Raw genomic sequence first — 17,264 nt, 5'->3', positions numbered from 1 at the left:
TCGACCGCGAAGACAACCATGCACCCGGCAGCGTCGTCTCGACGCAATTACATGCTTGACGTCCCAGCGGCGATTAGACAACCCCGTCAACCTGCCCGCCCACAAGGCCGCCGGCGTGCGCGACGCGATTGAGGCCGCAGGCGCGAGCCTGCTCTACCTGCCGCCCTACAGTCCCGACTTCAATCCGATTGAGAACGCCTTCGCCAAACTCAAGGCGCTGCTGCGAGCAAAGGCCGAGAGAACCATCAAGGCTCTGTGGGAGGCGGTTGGCGCGGTCGTCGGACCTCTTCACCCCAGCCGAATGTGCCAACTACTTCAAAGCCGCAGGATATGAACCGGATTAAACAGGACGTGCTCTAGCACCCCAAGGCGCAGCCGTCCTTGCGCGGCTCGGACCCGCCGATCAGCACGCCGCGATCTCAGTCGATCTTGACTGTCTGAGCGCCCCCAAGGGCAAGTCGCGGAGCCCAACGTCGAGCGCGCGCGCGTAGACCTTCGATGGTGATCCGCGGCGTGCCGGTCTCGACCTCTACCACCTCGTCTTCCAGAAGAAACGAGGAAAGTCGATTGCCTGATGCACATCCATGCCGCAGTCGAGCATGTTGAGCATTATTAGCACATGCCCCATTGGCTGGTAGCTCCCGCCCACGACACCAAAGCTCACGTCGCAGCGCCCGTTTTTCATCGCCAGCGCGGGCATGATGGTATGCATTGGACGCTTGGCGAGGCCGAATGTGTTGGGATGATCCGGGGCGAGCGTGAAGCAGGTACCGCGGTCGTTCGATAGCACGCCGGATTTGGCGGTGCAGATGCCGGAACCAAAGCTAGAGTACAACGAATTTACGAACGATACGGCGGTGCGGTCCCTGTCCACCACCGCGAGGTAGACCGTGTTGCTGCCGGGGGCAGGCGCTGCCGGCAACGCGCTCCTCCTGTTCAGATCGATGAGTAAAGCGAGGTTTTTGCCCCAGGACCTGTCGTTCAGGGCCGCGACCGGGGTGCGCATGTGATCGGCGTCGGCGAGATGTGTGTCGCGCACAGCATAAGCGATGCGCTCTGCTTCGAGCACGAGGTGGAAGCGCTCCGACCCGATCGGATCGAGTGACTTGATATCGAAGTTTTCGAGGATGTTGAGCATCACCAGCGCTGTGAGCCCTTGCCCGTTCGGCGGGACCTCGACGAGATCGACCCCGCGGTAATTGGTGGAGATCCGCGCGACCGTTTCGCCGCGGTGATTGCCGAAATCCTCTGCTGTCAGGAATGGCCGCGGGCCGCGACCGTCGCCGCCATCTCGGCGCCCACCGCGCCTTTGTAGAACCCCTTGGCGCCCTTGGTGGCGAGCGCGGGAAAGCGGATGACGTCACCTTCCGGCGGCGCCTTGCCGTCACAGGTAGTGCTTCGCGGCGCCTGGGTCAGCGCCGAGCTTGTCGACCTCGCGCTGCCAGTCCCAGGCAGCGCGCTGCGCCACTGGGAAGCCGCCTTCAGCGTACTGAATCGCTGGACGCAGCACGCGGTCTAAACCGAAACGGTCGTGCGTCTTGAGGATCTGCTCCCATGCGTCGACAGCGCCTGGCACGGTGACGGCATGAATTGAATTGCCGATCTCGCGCATGCCTTTGTCGCGCAGAGCTTGATCGAACGCCTTGGAGCCAGAGCGCCCCGAACCGTTATAGCCCCACACCGGCTTGCCCCGCTTCGACACCAGCGTGTAGCAATCGCCGCCGATGCCGGTCATGGCCGGCTCGACCACGCAGAGCGTGGCAACCGCGGCCACCGCCGCCGTCCCGCCATGTCTCAGAATGTCAATCGCCGCCAAAGTGGCAAGCGGGTGCGAGGTGGCAGCCATGCCGTTCGCGGCGATCACAGGCGAACGCCCGGGGCGCTGGAAATCGCGTTTCACCTCAGTCCCGGAAGCGATTACGCCTGGCATTGCAAACCTCCTACGAACGGGTATTTGGCTGCGCACATTCAGAGCACCGCCGCCGAACAGTCAGGAAGGACCTTTTGAGAATCCCCACGTGGCTCCTCGTAGAAAGGCGTATTCATCCACGCGCAGTCGCGCGCCGCGGGCGGTTTGGCCATCCGGGCCCGCTTTCGCGCGTTTTCGATATCCTTGAATCGATCATTCATTCAGTGCGTTGCATGGTGCGGAATCGGGCACCGTCTTGCGCTGCGGCGGCTCTTACTTGAGCCACCCCCGGTAAACGGACAAGCGTAGCTTTCTCGGCCGCGACCTGCCCAATTAACCACAGTCACGGAGGCCAGCGCCGAAAACTCCGAACAACGCGACGTTGAATTGCTGAACAAAGCAAACCGGAAGGTGCCGCGCTTTTCGAACGGACCAAATACACGCTCTGCAATCGCATCGACGGTTCGTCCCCGGATCCGCTCAACTTGCGGTCATCCAGCAATGAATCAGTCATCCGCGCGGCCCAGGACCGCTGCGAGCGGGTATCTGTAGGCTCAAGTTCGTCGTCGGCACGGAAGCACTTCTGTGATCTGTATCCACGCTCTCATGCGACAGACGCGAACGTCATCCGGCAAAGCGTCGTGATGTCGTAGACGGGTAGTCCTGTCGCGCGGCGGATAGCTGGCGTCACCAACGGAAACCCCGTGCATTCGAATAGAATTGCAGCGATCTCGGGATGCGCGGTGCGGAGCCGCGCAATACAGGCGGCGACATCCGGCTCAATATCAGCGGCACCGGTCGGAATCGGGGGGACCTCCATCTCGTTTCGCCATAGCGTGCCGCCTTCGATGCCGCCGAGAACCACTCTCCCTCGTTCGGCCGAATCGTCCACACCGAGCAGATCTTCGCTGCAATGCGATGAGTCTGCGGTTACGACGGCCAACTTGGCTGTCGGCGGAAGCTGGCGGAGCAAAGTAGGCACAAGAAGTAGGCTCGACAGCACAACAGGGACTTTCATCGACGCGGCAACCGCAACCTGATGGCGGATAAAGAAGCCGCAGTTTGAGCTTATGGCAACGGCGCCTTGTTCGACCAGATGCTGGGCAGCCGCGATGCACACTGGCTCAAGCGCAGGATCGCCGTGAATAACATTCTTCGCGTAAGCTCCATCGACGGTTTCGTAAACAGTGGGAAAGTCGAAGGTAGCTGGATTTCGCATCGGTGCGTGCACCGGCGGGGGCGGCGCAGCGCCAGGCGGTAGTCCGCGGTCGAGGAGTAGAATGCCAAGCGCGCGCGGCGTCGTGGATGCCATTTGGAACTCCTAATAGCGAAGTGCGTCAGGCACAGCAGGCCTTTGTGGGAAAAGAGACCTCTGCTCCCATCTGGCTGTCATGGTGACATTCTTGTCTACCTCCTCTCGACTTCAGTTGCAACATATGTATGTATAAATAGAAAACTGACCCAAACGGATCACCAGAGGCAGTTCAGTGGCTCCTTGATGCGGCCCATTTGGCATCCACCACACATCAACAGCCTATTTCGGATACGAGGTCCTTCAGCTGCGTTCTCGGGAGAACGGCAAGATTTTCCGCAGCCCTTCTTGTCCCAACACGCGGCAGCTCCTGGAAAAAACTGCAACGGACATCTTCACATCAGATCAGCGGCCCGGGCGGATTCCGGCGCCATACGCGTTCGAACTCATGCCCTGCCCAGGCAGCCATTCCGACACTCGCGGCCTACGCTTGTCCAAGTCACCGCGAGACGGTCTCGATCGCCACGGCGCGGGAAGAATGCGACCTTCCGGCCGTTTGTCAGCGTTGCCAATGTTGTCGAGATCGATCACCAATACCATTCCTTGCCCGGCGACAGTCTTGCCCTGCAGCTATTTTCTTGGCCTTACCGGTCTGCGGACAAAGCCGCTCCGGCTGCACTTTGCACTGGTCGGCACGGTAACCGGCTGCATGGATGTGAAAACTCCCAGCAATACCGTATGGCCGGTTCTGTCGTGGGAATGAGTATTTTGTCAGAGGCTCCGAAGCTTGGCTTGTGGACGGCGGCTTCGTTGCCTTGTTCTCGGCTGCCAAACCAGAGAATGGATCGATGGGGCGCAACGGGAATAAAAGCCGAAGTCGTCGCTACCCGAGGACGGTGGCGTTTCGACAAACTGGTCCTCGCCCACCGATTCACGAACAACCTGTCGGAAGCGTTCGACCACTGCAGCATAGTTGACCACCGGGGCTCGCCGGAATGAGTAAACTCCGCCTGGCCCCGACGCATTGCGGCGACACCCTCTGCCACTTCGCGGACGCGTTGCACCAACAGCCCCGGCGCTCGGCACCGCTGGTTCGGCTCGTCCCTGTCATGCTGACCGACGGACAAATGATTTCGTCGCCTGCCCGCCATGGATGGTGCCAATGGTCACTATCGCGCCATCCTCGCTGGGCATCTCCCGTGACACGACCTCCTGGACCTCATTGATGAAGGCGCCGGCAATAGCAATCGCGTCCACCCCGAGATACGCTTTCGCCCCATGCGCCATGGTGCCGATAAGCTTGAGCGCAAACTCGTCGGCCGACTTGGTCACCGCGCCCGCGCGTGCACCAGATGCTCCTACGGGGATATCCGTGGAATCCGACGGCCGCCTCGAACCCGTCGAGAAGCTTTTCTTCGGCCACGGACCGGCCGCCGAGCGGCTCCGCTTCTTCCGCCGGCTGAAAAAATACACGCACCCTGCCCGAAAAATTCTCTCGCATGCGGTGAAACGAAAGGGCCGTTCCCAAGGCGATTGCCCCGTGCATGTCGTGGCCGCAGGCCTGCATCAGCCCGGGCACCTGCGACTTGCATGACAGGTCGTCCCGCTGCTCCTGGATCGGCAGCGCATCAATGTCGCCGCGCACGCCAATGGAGCGATTCGGCCCAACCCCTCGATATCAATGTAGAGGCAGGTCTTGTGGAATGTCTTGGCGCCTTTAATTCCGAAGCTTTCCAGCGGGTCGCGGATCCGCTTCTGCGTTTTCCATTCATCATTCGAGAGTTCCGGCTCGCGATGCAGGGCATGCCGCATATGGACCACCGCGTCACATTTGGCGTCGGAAACAAGGCTGGTGATAAGGATTTCCCCAAGCTCGATTCGCATCTACCCCTACTGGGCAACCCTAGCGGCGAGCGCGGCATCCAAGGCATCGCCTAGGCGCTCGACAATCGTGTCGATCTGGCCGGCGTTGACGATGAACGGGGGCGCGAGCAAGATGTGATCGCCTAGCACGCCATCAATCGTGCCACCCATCGGGTACACCATCAGCCCGCGCGCCATGGCTTCACGTTTTACGGCGGCATGTAGCTTCAACGCCGGGTCGAAGGGTGATTTGTCCGAGCGCTCGGCAACGATTTCCAAGCCACGAAAGAGGCCGCGGCCGCGGATATCGCCGACATGATGATGATTGTCGAAACGCTCACGAAGCCGCCGGTTGAGCAGTTTCCCCATCTGTACAACGTTATCAAGCAGGCGATGCTCCCGGATAGCATCCTGAACTGCAAGGCCGGCCGCCGCTGCCATCGGATGACCCATATAGGTATGGCCATGCTGGAAAAAACCTGATCCGGAAGCGAAAGCGTCATATATGTGGCGTCCGAACAGCACGGCGCCGATCGGCTGATAACCGCCGCCCAGTCCCTTCGCGATTGCCACCACGTCAGGCACTATGCCTTCTTGCTCGAAAGCGTGCAGAGTTCCGGTGCGCCCCATGCCGCACATGACCTCATCGAGAATCAAAAGAACGCCGTAGCGATCACAGATCTGGCGGATCTTTTTGAAATATCCGTCCACCGGGGGCACCGCGCCCGCCGTCGCGCCAACAACCGTTTCCGCGACAAAGGCGATCACTTCGTGTGGTCCGAGCTCAAGAATCTTGGCTTCGAGCTCATTAGCAATGCGCTCTCCATACTGATGCTCGCTTTCAGCAGGCAGGCGGCCACGATATGCATAGCACGGCGCAATGTGATGGGTTTCAATAAGCAGCGGCTTGAACTGGGCCCGGCGCCAGACGTTGCCGCCAGCGGCCAGCGCTCCCAGCGTATTGCCATGGTAGCTTTGACGGCGGGCGATGACATGCCGGCGACCGCCTTCCCCCTTCTCGACGAAGTACTGGCGCGCCATTTTCAGCGCCGCCTCCACCGCTTCCGACCCCCCGCTGACCAGATAGACGTAATCGATTCCATCGGGCGAGTCGGCAACAAGCCGATCCGCGAGCCTCTCGGCGATATCCGTGGTGAAGAAGCCCGTATGAGCGTAGGCGAGCCTGTCGAGCTGAGCGTGCAGTGCCGCGAGCACCTCGGGATGGGAATGGCCGAGGCATGACACCGCTGCGCCACCGCAGGCGTCAAAGTATGTCTTACCATCGGCGGCGAATAACTCGATCCCCCGCCCGCCGATAGCCACGGGCAGCTCTGCATGAACCGAGCGGTGCAAAATCTTGCTCATAAACGGTCTCGCACAGCACGCGTCGTTTCGACAGACTTGCCCAAGGGCGACCGCAAGTCAGCCAGAGACTTACTTGGCGGCTGGCCCATCTTGCCGCGACAATAAACACAATCTGATCAAATTGCAACATATGTTTCACGCTTGTTCATATGAACCGAGTGGATCGAAATTTGCAGATGGCGATGGATTGAAAGGTCAGGAGTGACGACGGCCGTTAAACCCCTTTGAACCGGGCGGGGCGCTTGTCCAGGAAGGCTTCGACCGCCTCAAAGGTGATCCCGGAGTATTGTGGCACATGCCATGAAATGCTGCGCAGAGATCGAGGAGATCAGGCAGGTCCAATCGCCGCGCTGCCCTCAGCAGCCGTTTTGCGGGTCGAAGTGCCTGAGGAGGTTTTCCGGCAATGCTTGCAAGCTGCAGCGCTTGCGACTGCAATTCGGACGCTGCTGCGATCTTAAGTACGATTCCTAGTCGTAGAGCCTCCTCGGCGCGCACCAGGCGCCCGGTGAAAATCAGCTCAGCTGCCCTTTGGGGACTGAGCAGATCCTGCAGGAACCAAGCGCCGCCATCTCCCGGAACGATCCCGAGATTTATGAACGTAGCGCCGAATACCGCGTTATCACCCGCAATTCGGATCTCGCACATAGTCGCGAGATCGAAACCCGCTCCTATCGCGGCGCCGTTAACGGCGGCAGTTGCAGGCACCTCCAGGCGATGCATGGCCAGGGCGATCCGTTGGATGCCGCGGCGGTAGCGATCCTGCACCTCAAACACATCGCCAGCGAAGCTTCCAATACGGTCCCGCATCTCTTTCACGTTGCCGCCGGCGGAAAACGCCTTGCCAGCCCCGTTATGACCAGAACCGAGACGGCTGCACCCCCATTGATCCAGTCAACCGTCCGCACGATATCGTCGATCAGGGCCGTCCCGGTGAGCTCGTTACGGACGTCGTCGCGGTCCAGCACGAGCATGGCGACACGGTCGCTAACCTCGAGTTTCGCGTCGATCAGTTTCGGCAGATCCGTCATGCCTCAATCCCTGCTTCTCTGCCGACCGCGCTGTGGAGGACGCAGTGAGAAGAATGCGCACATCGAGCACGGTCAAACCATCTGGATAGGCAAGATGGATTGAGGTCGAGTTCGTCGATCTCCGGGCAGGCTTCAACGAAATCCGAAATACTCACCATGAAATCTGCGAGCCCGTCTCGATCAAACGGCGCTCCCCCCGCGCACGCGATCGAGAATCGCTGCGGCTTGATTTCGTTCAACATCGCAAAGGCAGCATTGCGTGAGATCGGAAGCGCGCGGAACACTACATCCCTAAGAACTTCGACGAGGACTCCGCGCAGTCCGAACATTATGACGGGACCGTATGCTGCGTCGCGCACGATGCCGACGATGACTTCAACGCCCCCTTTCGCTGCCATCCGAGTGACGAGGACGCCGGCAACATTCGGATTGGTTACCGCAGCCTCGGCATTGGCGACAATCTCAAGGAAGCCGCGGTGCACCGATGCGACGTCGGCGATATTGAGTTTGACTCCGCCAGCCTCAGTCTTGTGCAGGATGTCGCGAGATACGATTTTCATCGCGACGGGCCTTGTGCCGAGACGGAGAAAAGCCTCTTCGGTCCTTTTTCATCCCCAGCCAGCAAAGCCGGAGCGAGATCCAGCCCGAAGTCGCGCAAGCTGGCTCACCCTTCGTGCTCCAAAACTACCCCCTAGGTGTTTGATCTCAGGCTTTAATGGCGCACCATTGTCGTCCGAATCAAAGGACGCGCTATGGGACAGATTCTACACGGCCGCGCCACGACGACAGAGGCGGTCCGTCGAGCAATACAGCATAGTCAAGAGAGCCTGAGGGCACTGGCCAAGCGCTATGGCATCGATCAGAAGACGGTTGCGAAGTGGCGGAAGCGGCCGTCGACCGCCGATCTTCCGACCGGCCCGAAGGAGCCGAGGTCGACAGTGCTGTCCCTCGAAGAGGAAGCGGCCATCGTCGCCTTTCGCAAGCACACGCTGCTGGCGCTGGATGATTGTCTGTATGCGCTTCAGCCGACGATCCCGCATCTGACGCGCTCGTCATTGCATCGTTGCCTTCAGCGTCATGGCATTTCGAGGCTGCCGCAGCTGGATGCTGACAAGCCGGCCAAGAACAAGTTCAAAGCCTATCCGATCGGCTATTTCCACATCGACATCGCCGAGGTGCAGACCGCCGAGGGCAAGCTGCGTCTCTTCGTTGCCATCGATCGAACGTCCAAGTTCGCTTATGTGCAATTGCACGAGACGGCGGGCAAAATGGCGATGGCCCAGTTCCTTCGGGATCTGATCGCGGCCGTGCCCTATGCCATCCATACCATTCTGACCGACAACGGCATCCAGTTCACCAACCGGAGCTGCGATCGGCACGCCTTCGAGCACATCTTCGACGGCGTCTGCGACGAACATGGCATCGAGCACAGGCTCACAAAGACCAACCATCCCTGGACCACTGATGTGATCGACAAGAGCCTTTTTGATAAATCTGCGCTATTCTCCTGTCGCGCACGGACGACCGCGTGGCGAAGAGCAGGGTCCGAGGTGAGAGCCCTGCCGCGCAGCTTCTATCGTCGCACCTCGTTTGCGGCATCCGTGCGCGCCTTTCTCGGGCCTCGCGGGTTCCAACCGGCGACGAAGCGTGCATAGGCGCTCTCGGCCTGCTCCACCCACCGGCGCTCTTCTTCCCGGTGGCTCTTGATGTTGTAGGCGTGCGCGGCCCCCTTTTGGCCGCGCACGGCCTTGCTCCCGGCCTTGAGTTCCACATCGCGCAGCTTCTTGGCATGCAGGGAGGGTCGAGCCCACGCGTAACTCTCGCCCTTCATCAACAGATGCCAGATCACGACAGAGAGTTTGCGTGCGGTTGCCACGGCCGCGACATGCTGCCCGCGCCGGGCTCGCACACGCAGGAAGAAGGCTCGCAACGGTCCGGGAGCACGAGCGGCCGCCCAGGCCGCCTCGACGAGCATGCCGCGCGCATGACCACGGCCCTGCTTGGTGATCCGCCCATGGTAGGCCGGACCTGGCCCGGACTGTCGGACGCTTGGGTTCAACCCGAGATAGCTCACGAGCTTCTGCGGATCGTCGAAGCGCGACACGTCGCCGATCGCCGCCTTCATCGCCAGCGCGACGGTCATGTCGACGCCGGGAATGGTCATCAGCCGCTTCACGCCTTCATCCGCGAGAGCCGAGCGGGCAAGATCGCGTTCGATGACCTGGAGGTCTTCGCCCAATCGGTCGAACTCGCGCAGATGCCGATCGATCGCGAGGCGCTCGTCCTGCGGCACGACCTGCTCGCTCAACCATGACCGGCCCTTAGTGCCGCACAGGTCGGCATGCGGGCAGGACGGGATCAGGTGGCTATGAAGGATCGACTGGATGACGTTCTTCAATCGAGACCTCTGCCGGACAATCTGATTGCGCCGTGTCACCTGTCGACGCAGAGCCTGCGTCGGCTCATCCGGAATCCAGACTTCCGGCAGGAAGCCGCTGGCATAGAGCTGCGCCAGAACGCTGGCATCGATCGTGTCCGTCTTGATCTTGGCATAGGCGATGATGCGCACCTGCTTGGGGTTTGCGATCACCACTTTCTTCACATGCGGCGCGACAACCGCGGCGGCCGAGGACGCGTTGCCCGTCGCCTCGATCACCACGACATCATCCAACGACAGCTTTGCGGCGAAGGCATCCAGCAGATCGCGCCGCATGTCGACCCGACCCAGCCGCCTTAGCCTGCCGTCCTCCCAAGCTACCGCCTCGGCGAAGGCGCGATGGATATCCAGTCCGATGATGCGCATGCCCGTTCCTCCTTCTTGGCTCGGTCAAAGACGGGAGCTGGCGGGCAACACGACATCTACTGATCCGCGCTCGCAGCGCATCCGGGAAAGTCGCGAGGGGCGGCCATGTAACGAGCTCGGGCTCTCAGCCCACGGTCTATTGACGGCCTGCCTGCACCTTCGTGCTCCCGGTGCCCCACGTCCCGGATGGGCTCACCATAAGGCCGTTCCAAAACAAGAACAGCAGGACGAAAAGGCACCACAGATCACATACCGGATAATGGCCAGGTCGAGCGGATGAACCGAACCATCAAGGACGCGACCGTCAAGCGCTCCACTATGACGATCACGATCAACTGCGCCGGCACCTCGCTGACTTCGTCTTAGCCTACAATTTCGCGCGCCGCCTCAAGACCCTCAAGGGTCTCACACCCTATGAGTTCATCTGCAAAATTTGGGCAAAAGAGCCCGAACGGTTCCGACTCGATCCCACCCACCAAACGCCGGGACTAAACACCTAGGCTCTACATCGCGCAAGAACCTGCTCAAAAATTCTGCCGTGCTGCGCTCGCTTTGACGGCGACGCTGCAAGGGGTGCGGCCCACCTCACCGCACTGCGCCAAAGCCTGCATGCATCGCACGGCCTTTTCCAGGGAGCTGTGCACTGGGATGCCTGCGCGGTGCATGTCGAGGAGCGGTAAGGGCCGCTGATCTGCCTGAAGCGCACGGTACAGGCTGTGAACGACCACGGGCTTCCCGAACCGGCGTGGCATTGCACCGATGAGGTTCGTGGCATCGCTCGAGCAGGTCTTGAGAGAAATGGACCGCGTAGCCGCCGTAGAGACCAGATATCAGAAGTCCGTCCACCATCGAATCCTGCAAGAGAATCTCGGCGCAAGCGGCGAAAGCAGATGGGTCTGAATCCGTACCCCCGGGGCTACGTCGACAGGATTGATTACCGACGCGGCCGCAGGAAGCACCGCCGCAAGCCGCCGCCGCGTGTCTTCGCTTAGGGGGGGGCGAGCGCCAGTCCGCGCTCAGATAAGGCGTCGGCAGCAATTGTTGCATGGCCTCCGGCATCGGCTAGTCTAGGATGGCGAGTAACGCAGTGGCGGCAGCAGCGATAACGTCCGCACCGCCTGAACGCAGTGGTACAGAAACTGTACGAAGAAGTGCGAGCAGCTCTCGATCAGTGTGAAAGAGACAAAAACGTGCGCGTCATTGTCCTGACCGGAGAAGGATGAGCGTTATGTGTTGGCGCCGATTTGAAGGAATACAAGGCCGGTCGCGCGGCCTTCAATAGGCGACAATATCTGATGAGCGAACAAAGGGTGTGCAGACGATTCAGACGAATTTCGGCGATACCGTCCTGGATTTCGTAGGCAACCGTTTCAAACATCATGTATTCCTATCAATCCGCCGGCGTCGTGGTCAGTTTTGGGGCACGATAACAGAGGACGACGCGTTCCTCACTGGTTTTCCGGCACCTACAAGGGAGCGGCGCCACAAGCAGGTGAGCTCAGGCCGAAATCCGTGCCGGCTTTGTTTCATCACCTCAAACCATGGATCGGTTCGCCGCGAGCGGATCGCCGGAATTCGACTCTGAAGCTAAGGAACAGCGGCGCTCACGTCAGCCAAGAAAGCCGCTTGGCCCAGGATGTAACATATGTTGCGCATGCTATAGCACTGCGCTAGGTAGGAGTCATGGCTGACGGACCTCTTTCGGAGCGATTGATCACCGGCTTCGACGCAATGCCGGAGCAGTTCCAATTGGCGGCGCGCTATATTATCGACCAACCACATGACGTCGCGCTTTTGTCCATGCGCGACCAGGCGCGTCTGGCAGGGGTCCAGCCGGCTACCATGACGCGACTGGCCAAGCATCTTGGCCTTACAGGTTACGACGAGCTTCGCGAAATATATGCTGATGCCGTTCGCAGCGGCGACGTCGGATTCGCCGGAAAGGCCGACGTACAAGCGGTCGCTCAAAAGCGCAAAGGAGACCATGGCCTTGCGCGCGAAATTCTCCGAGCACAAGCGGCCGAGCTTGCCCATTTGGCCGAGTCTCAACTTGATGCAATAGTATCAACGGCAAGACGCCTTGCATCCGCCAAGTGCATCTTCTGCGTCGGATTGAGGTCGAGCCACGCAACTGCTTGGCATCTGCATTACATCTTGTCGATGATCAGGGAAAAGTCGGTCATGCTCGACGCGATCGGCGGCACCGGTTCGGATGCGTTGGCCCGTGCCTCCCGCAACGACGTGCTCTTCGCGACTAGTGTGTTCCCGTACACGCGCGTCACGGTTGAGATCGCCGAATATGCGCATCAACATCGCATTCCGATCGTCGCCATTACCGACAGCGAGGTTGCCCCGCTCGCCCGTATTGCGGACGATGTCGTTCTTGTCCAGACGAAGAGTCCCTCGTTCTTTCACACGATGACACCGGCGTTCGCGGTCGCTGAAGTGCTGGGCGCGTTGATCGCAGGACAAGCTGCGGAGGCCGCGCGTGAATCTCTACTCCGGTTCGATGCTCATCTTGCGGATTTCAACACACACTTGAAATCGAGGACTTGGACTCGACAAGTCCGCTCGTCCCCGTCGGCCTCTTCCACGATAAAGAAAATCGGTGGCAAGCTGCGCAAAGCGCCCGTGCAGAATCAGGACTGATTCCCCCTATGCTCGAGGGTTTCTAGTCTAACCAAGATTTCAGCGGGGGTGGGCATACTTAGGGTTCACCCATTCCTGCTAGGTTCGTGCGAAGGGCATCCTCCTCACGGATCGAAACCGCTCGCCTTCCACCCGCCTGCGCGCCATACACATATGCTCCAGCATAAGCAAGATTTTGGAGGATGCTGACGTGCGCTATCGGCCGGGCGCCGGACCACCATATGCGGCGCCGGGCCGAGGAGGGGTGTGCACGGGCAGCGGCAAATCGTTCTTTCGAAGATATCGCATGACGGCAGGCTGGAGCGTCGCCTACACCTGCTCATCGGATTGAGAATGATCTGCCCCGAGCGATCATGCGCCAGTCCCGCGGGATGAGAATGATCTATTTGCATTCTATGGCAAGATCATTGTATCTCCGGTGAAAACGCATAAGCCTCTCTCGTCAGGAAACGCTAGACGCGATCTTCCGCCTTGACGTCGATGGCATCGCTCCCGCCAGTACAAGGCTGGCCCAGCCGAGTCGGCGTACCTGCAGAAAACTGCGCGGGCTCTACATCGGCGCTCGGTCGAAGTGGCCTGACCTCGACCGCTGATCAGGAGAGCTGGATAGTTCGGATTAGCGGATTGCTTAATGAAACGTACGCCCGCCGTCGACTGCCAGAATTGATCCGGTTATGTAAGAAGATTCTTTCGACGTCAGGAAGAGGATCGCGTTCGCTATTTCGGAGGGCTCGGCCATCCGCTTCAAGGCATAGTTCACGACATTGGCGCGGAACCTCTCTGCCATCGGCGTGTCAACCAACCCCGGGCAGACGCAATTGACTCGGACCTCGGGCGCCAAATCGGCGGCCAAAGCACGGGTTAACGAGATCACGCCCCCTTTCGCAGCTGCATAGGCTACCTGAGCGGGCGCATTGGGCAACAAGCCCGCACCTGAAGAGACGTTAACGACCGTCGATCCTGTTTCCTTTATCAGAAAAGGAATGCAGCATTTGGCGACGTTGAAGGTGCCGGTCAGATTGACGTCGATGGTCTTACGCCATTCGTCGAAGCCGAAGTCGGCTGTTGGTCCGAGCAGCATGATACCAGCCGCGTTGACGACGCCGTCGAGACCGCCGAGCTTTTCTGCCACCTGGTCAACAACATCTTGAACTGCGTTTTCGTCGGTTATATCGACCTCAAAGGACAGACCTTCAGCATCGCCTATAGTTTCCGCGAGACCTGCACCATTTAGGTCAAGCAAGATGGGTATGGCTCCTTTCGCAATAAAGAGTTGCGCCGTCGCCCGTCCGATACCAGATGACGCTCCGGTAATCACGATCCGCCGTCCGGCAAGCCGTCCCGCTGTAGCACCTACATATGCCATAGTTCATTTCCCTCAGGTTCATCAAAGTACCGGGAGGTTGCCCTCCTAAACTGGGTCAGAAGCTTTTTTCCGAGCATCTCGCGAAGCGTTGACACATCCATCAGTAAACTCCGCCAGATCCTTCTTCAGCTTCGCCCATCGACCCGGGAGCCGGCAAAAACATAATCAATATCACATCCATCTAGAACCAAGATGGATGAAAGCCGCGTGCCGCGCGTGGGCCTGACGGAAGCATTGGAGCTGAAACCTGGACCGAGCTGCCGTACGGCTGCGCTCCACGCCTCCTTCCTCCGGGTACGCGCCTGGCGCGGGCAGCATGTCACCGCCGTCGCCAGGCAAGCTCGCCGAAGGTCGTGAAGTGAGTCAACATCACCTTGTCGAAGAGTCGATTGGCCCGTCCATCGGAATGCTGTCTGGCCTTCGGACGTTAACCCGAATCCCGCTCTCCTGTGGGGGTGATTCAGGAGGGGGTGCGTCCCATCTGTTTCCAGCAAGCCAACCCTTTCACCCTTGCTGGCCCTACAACCCATCTCGCTGCCAGATGACGACGATACACAAACTGAATTTGACGCAAGCCCTCCCGCGATGATGCTTAATTTCATTGAACGCCCTAGGGGGTACAGAGTGGCGCTATTTCGAGGGCACCGGCAAAGCTGCCCGGCGGCAAGCGAAATCGGGATCGTTCGCCGAAAGACTCAGAAAGTTTGGAGTGCAATTAGAATGGCCAGCACAAACCTGGCAATTGTGACTGGCGCGGGAGGCGGCATCGGCAAGGCGACCTGTTTTGGGCTAGCGCGCGGGGTCATAAGATCATTGCAGTCGAACGCAACCCCGGCGCAGTCGAGCAGGTTGTGGCTGAACTCCAGAATTCTGGCAACAAGGCAAAATCGGTCGTGCTAGACCTGACTGATGGAGAGGCGCGGGAAGACTTGGTCGCAATGAGAGACGAAATAGCAACGCTCATCAACAACGCCGGGATATTTGGCGTAAAGCCCTTTGTCAATGTTACTGCGGATGACTTCCGCAAAAGCTACGAAGTCAATGTCCTTTCCTCCGCAGAGCGGATTCGCCGAGCGCTTCCTAAGATGAAAAGTGGCGGTGCGATCGTCAACGTAGCATCCACCGCAATCTTTGGTTCCTTCAACTGCTCACTACGCAGCGTCCAAGGCCGCCGTCGGGGCGCTGACGAAATCACTCGCGCTCGAGTTTGCCGGGCTTGGAATCCGCGTCAACGCCGTTGCACCGGGACCGATCGCGACTCGGATGCTGCTAATCTGTGGAACGACGACTGTTCGAAGCTCATCAGGCAATTACCACTTGGCCGGATTGGTGAGCCAGACGTTGAATCGGCGATTGGTTTTCGCTCATCGAACAAAGCGAATTACATCACGGGAGTTGTTCTCATCGTCGACGAAGGGCGGACGCTGAATGGGTTTCCGCTGAATCGGTTTCCAGGGAGGTAACATTGCCGCTTGAACTTGCTGCCCTAAACGGGAAAACAGTTGTAATCACTGGGGGAGGCCAAGGCATCGGGCAGGCGATCGTCGAGGTCTTTTGCTCGGCTGGCGCTTGCGTGGTCGTGGTCGATCGCGACACGTCTAAGGTCAAACCACAGAATTCCGCAGCAGCCATCTCGTTGGTGGAGGCCGACGTTACGGATCCTACCTTGCCGGAACGTTTGGATGCAGTACTGCACCATGCTGAAAGGCCCCTAGACATCCTCGTCAACAATGCTGGCCTATTCGCCGGCGGACACGCGCTGGCAACCTCTGAAGACGAGTTCCAAAATTGCCTCGATGTCAACGTCATGGCGGTCTTTCGGCTGTCCCGCTGGGCTGTCTCAAAAATGATGTCGACGGGAGGCGCCATTGTGAACATTGCGTCCATTTTCGGCGTCGTGGGAGCTCGTAACACGTGCGGCTACTCAGCGTCCAAGGCAGCTCTGATCGGAATGACTCGACAAATGGCGACGGATTTCGGTCCCAACCGAGTTCGAGTGAACGCGATTGCGCCTGGCCTGATCGAAACCGCACGCACCGCGAATGCAATTCGCACAGATGCCTGGTATCGGCACGTGATGATCGATGGAGCGCCTCTAAGGAGGGCAGGCAAGCCGGAAGATGTGGCGGGGGCGGTTCGGTTCCTGTCTTCTGACGAGGCTTCGTTCATTACCGGCCAAGTCCTCGCGGTCGATGGAGGATGGGCCATGGGGAGATTTCCGCGCGAGGATCCCATCAATGGAATTTAATCGCTCGAAGCGGCAGCGACGAACAAGGCTTGAGAGAGCTATTGCGCAGAGGCCAGCCTCCGGCAGCATCTTTTCCGTGAAGCCGAAGCGCGTAGCGGCCGATCGAACAGTGAATCGGCGCCGTTCTTGGCTGAGGCCGCGCGAACAGGTGTGATTCAGGCCTGGCGATACCCCGGACGGAATTGCGGCCTTACGTCGGCCCCTGAGCTCGCACAGCTTGCTGCGCGCATCGAGCAGCGGCTCAAGGATCTCGACCGGGTCGGGCATGCCTTCGGCGAGCTCGCGGATGTGTTGCTCGAATTTGGCGGCACTGACCATGCCGATCGGATGTCATTCTCGATGGCAATCGCCTTGTCCTGCTGCAGCTTACGTGGCGTCAGCAGCGCGGCGCTTCTGGCTTGTCAATGTCTTGACATGCACCGGGCGGAACAGATTGACCCGCATCATCTGGGCAATGCCGCGCGCACTAATGCGGTGGATTTGTTCGGCGGGGCTTGAGGAATGCCTTGGTATGCCGGGTTTCGATGCAGATCACCGGCAATCCGGCTTCCGTCGGCCCGCAGCCATTGCCGCCCGGCATCAAGCCCGATCCGTTCAATGGCCCAGGCCGTATGCTTGAGCACCAGCGCAAGTCCTCGGGATGGCTCGGCACCTCACCTCACCTCACCTCACCTCACCTCACCTCACCTCACCTCACCTCACCTCACCTCACCTCACCTCACCCCAAACCGTGCCGGTTTCGTCGAGGATGCAAATGGCGGTCTCTTTCACCAAGACATAC

General features: G+C 59.7%; 16 protein-coding genes and 5 pseudogenes. 9 read left to right on the top strand and 12 right to left on the bottom strand.

Annotation, left to right across the window (positions count from 1 at the left end; genetic code table 11):
• Positions 1-88: 88 nt before the first annotated feature.
• Positions 89-344 (top strand): annotated as a pseudogene (locus NKH99_RS31615) (transposase); the annotation flags it as partial.
• A gap of 185 nt (positions 345-529) precedes the next feature.
• Here the strand turns inward: NKH99_RS31615 and NKH99_RS31610 are convergent.
• Positions 530-1,210 carry a gamma-glutamyltransferase gene (locus NKH99_RS31610; protein WP_353017748.1) on the bottom strand — a complete coding sequence of 227 codons (681 nt, stop codon included), beginning with the start codon at positions 1,208-1,210 and terminating at the stop codon, positions 530-532.
• Between NKH99_RS31610 and NKH99_RS31605 the strand changes: the two genes are divergently transcribed.
• Complete coding sequence (locus NKH99_RS31605; RefSeq protein WP_353017742.1) at positions 1,157-1,315, top strand: hypothetical protein; 159 nt, start codon at positions 1,157-1,159, stop codon at positions 1,313-1,315. The genes NKH99_RS31610 and NKH99_RS31605 overlap by 54 nt on opposite strands.
• 69 nt (positions 1,316-1,384) lie before the next feature.
• Here the strand turns inward: NKH99_RS31605 and NKH99_RS31600 are convergent, their stop codons facing one another.
• From NKH99_RS31600 to NKH99_RS31585, 4 genes and pseudogenes are all read right to left on the bottom strand, one after another.
• Entirely contained in the window at positions 1,385-1,930 is a 546-nt protein-coding gene (locus tag NKH99_RS31600) for a gamma-glutamyltransferase (RefSeq protein WP_353017740.1), read from the bottom strand.
• 583 nt (positions 1,931-2,513) lie between these two features.
• Positions 2,514-3,221: an aspartate/glutamate racemase family protein gene (locus tag NKH99_RS31595; protein WP_353017738.1), complete on the bottom strand. Its 708-nt coding sequence runs from the start codon at positions 3,219-3,221 to the stop codon at positions 2,514-2,516.
• A 1,047-nt stretch (positions 3,222-4,268) separates the two neighbouring features.
• On the bottom strand, positions 4,269-4,493 hold the full coding sequence (locus NKH99_RS31590) for a peptidase dimerization domain-containing protein (RefSeq protein ID WP_353017752.1): 225 nt from the start codon (positions 4,491-4,493) through the stop codon (positions 4,269-4,271).
• Between the two features lie 100 nt (positions 4,494-4,593).
• A pseudogene (locus NKH99_RS31585) lies at positions 4,594-4,806 on the bottom strand (M20/M25/M40 family metallo-hydrolase); the annotation flags it as partial.
• Between NKH99_RS31585 and NKH99_RS31580 the strand changes: the two are divergent.
• Complete coding sequence (locus NKH99_RS31580; protein WP_353017750.1) at positions 4,752-5,099, top strand: hypothetical protein; 348 nt, start codon at positions 4,752-4,754, stop codon at positions 5,097-5,099. The pseudogene NKH99_RS31585 and the gene NKH99_RS31580 overlap by 55 nt on opposite strands.
• Here the strand turns inward: NKH99_RS31580 and NKH99_RS31575 are convergent.
• The 4 genes from NKH99_RS31575 to NKH99_RS31560 all read right to left on the bottom strand — a co-directional run bounded on the left by NKH99_RS31575 (position 5,052) and on the right by NKH99_RS31560 (position 7,977).
• Entirely contained in the window at positions 5,052-6,389 is a 1,338-nt protein-coding gene (locus NKH99_RS31575; RefSeq protein WP_353017736.1) for an aspartate aminotransferase family protein, read from the bottom strand. The two genes, NKH99_RS31580 and NKH99_RS31575, sit on opposite strands and share 48 nt — an antisense overlap.
• Before the next feature lie 195 nt (positions 6,390-6,584).
• On the bottom strand, positions 6,585-7,196 hold the full coding sequence (locus tag NKH99_RS31570) for an enoyl-CoA hydratase-related protein (protein WP_353017746.1): 612 nt from the start codon (positions 7,194-7,196) through the stop codon (positions 6,585-6,587).
• A 5-nt stretch (positions 7,197-7,201) separates the two neighbouring features.
• The gene (locus NKH99_RS31565) at positions 7,202-7,417 is read right to left on the bottom strand and encodes a Clp protease/crotonase-like domain-containing protein (RefSeq protein WP_353017734.1); all 216 of its coding nucleotides are present in this window, start codon (positions 7,415-7,417) and stop codon (positions 7,202-7,204) included.
• A complete protein-coding gene (locus NKH99_RS31560) occupies positions 7,414-7,977 on the bottom strand; it encodes an acetate--CoA ligase family protein (RefSeq protein ID WP_353017732.1) in 564 nt (187 codons plus the stop codon). Before NKH99_RS31560 ends, NKH99_RS31565 begins: the two co-directional genes overlap by 4 nt.
• A 192-nt stretch (positions 7,978-8,169) precedes the next feature.
• On the opposite strand from NKH99_RS31560, the pseudogene NKH99_RS31555 reads away from it, so the two are divergent.
• A pseudogene (locus tag NKH99_RS31555) lies at positions 8,170-8,895 on the top strand (DDE-type integrase/transposase/recombinase); the annotation flags it as partial.
• Between the two features lie 95 nt (positions 8,896-8,990).
• Here NKH99_RS31555 and NKH99_RS31550 read toward each other — a convergent pair.
• On the bottom strand, positions 8,991-10,220 hold the full coding sequence (locus tag NKH99_RS31550; RefSeq protein ID WP_352516351.1) for an IS110 family RNA-guided transposase: 1,230 nt from the start codon (positions 10,218-10,220) through the stop codon (positions 8,991-8,993).
• A 258-nt stretch (positions 10,221-10,478) separates the two neighbouring features.
• Between NKH99_RS31550 and NKH99_RS31545 the strand changes: the two are divergent.
• The 3 genes and pseudogenes from NKH99_RS31545 to NKH99_RS31535 all read left to right on the top strand — a co-directional run.
• Positions 10,479-10,720, top strand: a pseudogene (locus NKH99_RS31545) (integrase core domain-containing protein); the annotation flags it as partial.
• Positions 10,721-11,338: 618 nt separating this feature from the next.
• A complete protein-coding gene (locus NKH99_RS31540; RefSeq protein WP_353017744.1) occupies positions 11,339-11,443 on the top strand; it encodes an enoyl-CoA hydratase-related protein in 105 nt (34 codons plus the stop codon).
• Between the two features lie 460 nt (positions 11,444-11,903).
• Positions 11,904-12,869 (top strand): MurR/RpiR family transcriptional regulator, encoded by a 966-nt coding sequence (locus NKH99_RS31535; RefSeq protein ID WP_353017730.1) that lies wholly within the window; start codon positions 11,904-11,906, stop codon positions 12,867-12,869.
• A 628-nt stretch (positions 12,870-13,497) separates the two neighbouring features.
• Here the strand turns inward: NKH99_RS31535 and NKH99_RS31530 are convergent.
• A complete protein-coding gene (locus NKH99_RS31530; protein WP_353017728.1) occupies positions 13,498-14,235 on the bottom strand; it encodes an SDR family NAD(P)-dependent oxidoreductase in 738 nt (245 codons plus the stop codon).
• A 779-nt stretch (positions 14,236-15,014) separates the two neighbouring features.
• Between NKH99_RS31530 and NKH99_RS32880 the strand changes: the two genes are divergently transcribed.
• Both NKH99_RS32880 and NKH99_RS31515 read left to right on the top strand, forming a co-directional pair.
• Positions 15,015-15,698, top strand: a complete 684-nt coding sequence (locus NKH99_RS32880) for an SDR family NAD(P)-dependent oxidoreductase (RefSeq protein WP_502900135.1) — start codon at positions 15,015-15,017, stop codon at positions 15,696-15,698.
• Between the two features lie 2 nt (positions 15,699-15,700).
• Positions 15,701-16,483, top strand: a complete 783-nt coding sequence (locus NKH99_RS31515) for an SDR family NAD(P)-dependent oxidoreductase (protein WP_353017724.1) — start codon at positions 15,701-15,703, stop codon at positions 16,481-16,483.
• A 207-nt stretch (positions 16,484-16,690) separates the two neighbouring features.
• Here NKH99_RS31515 and NKH99_RS31510 read toward each other — a convergent pair.
• Positions 16,691-17,138 (bottom strand): annotated as a pseudogene (locus NKH99_RS31510) (IS110 family RNA-guided transposase); the annotation flags it as partial.
• Positions 17,139-17,264: the final 126 nt, after the last annotated feature.

This window comes from Mesorhizobium sp. M0854 (assembly GCF_040319815.1).
Classification (GTDB): domain Bacteria; phylum Pseudomonadota; class Alphaproteobacteria; order Rhizobiales; family Rhizobiaceae; genus Mesorhizobium.
This window is presented reverse-complemented; position numbering and strand designations above follow the sequence as displayed.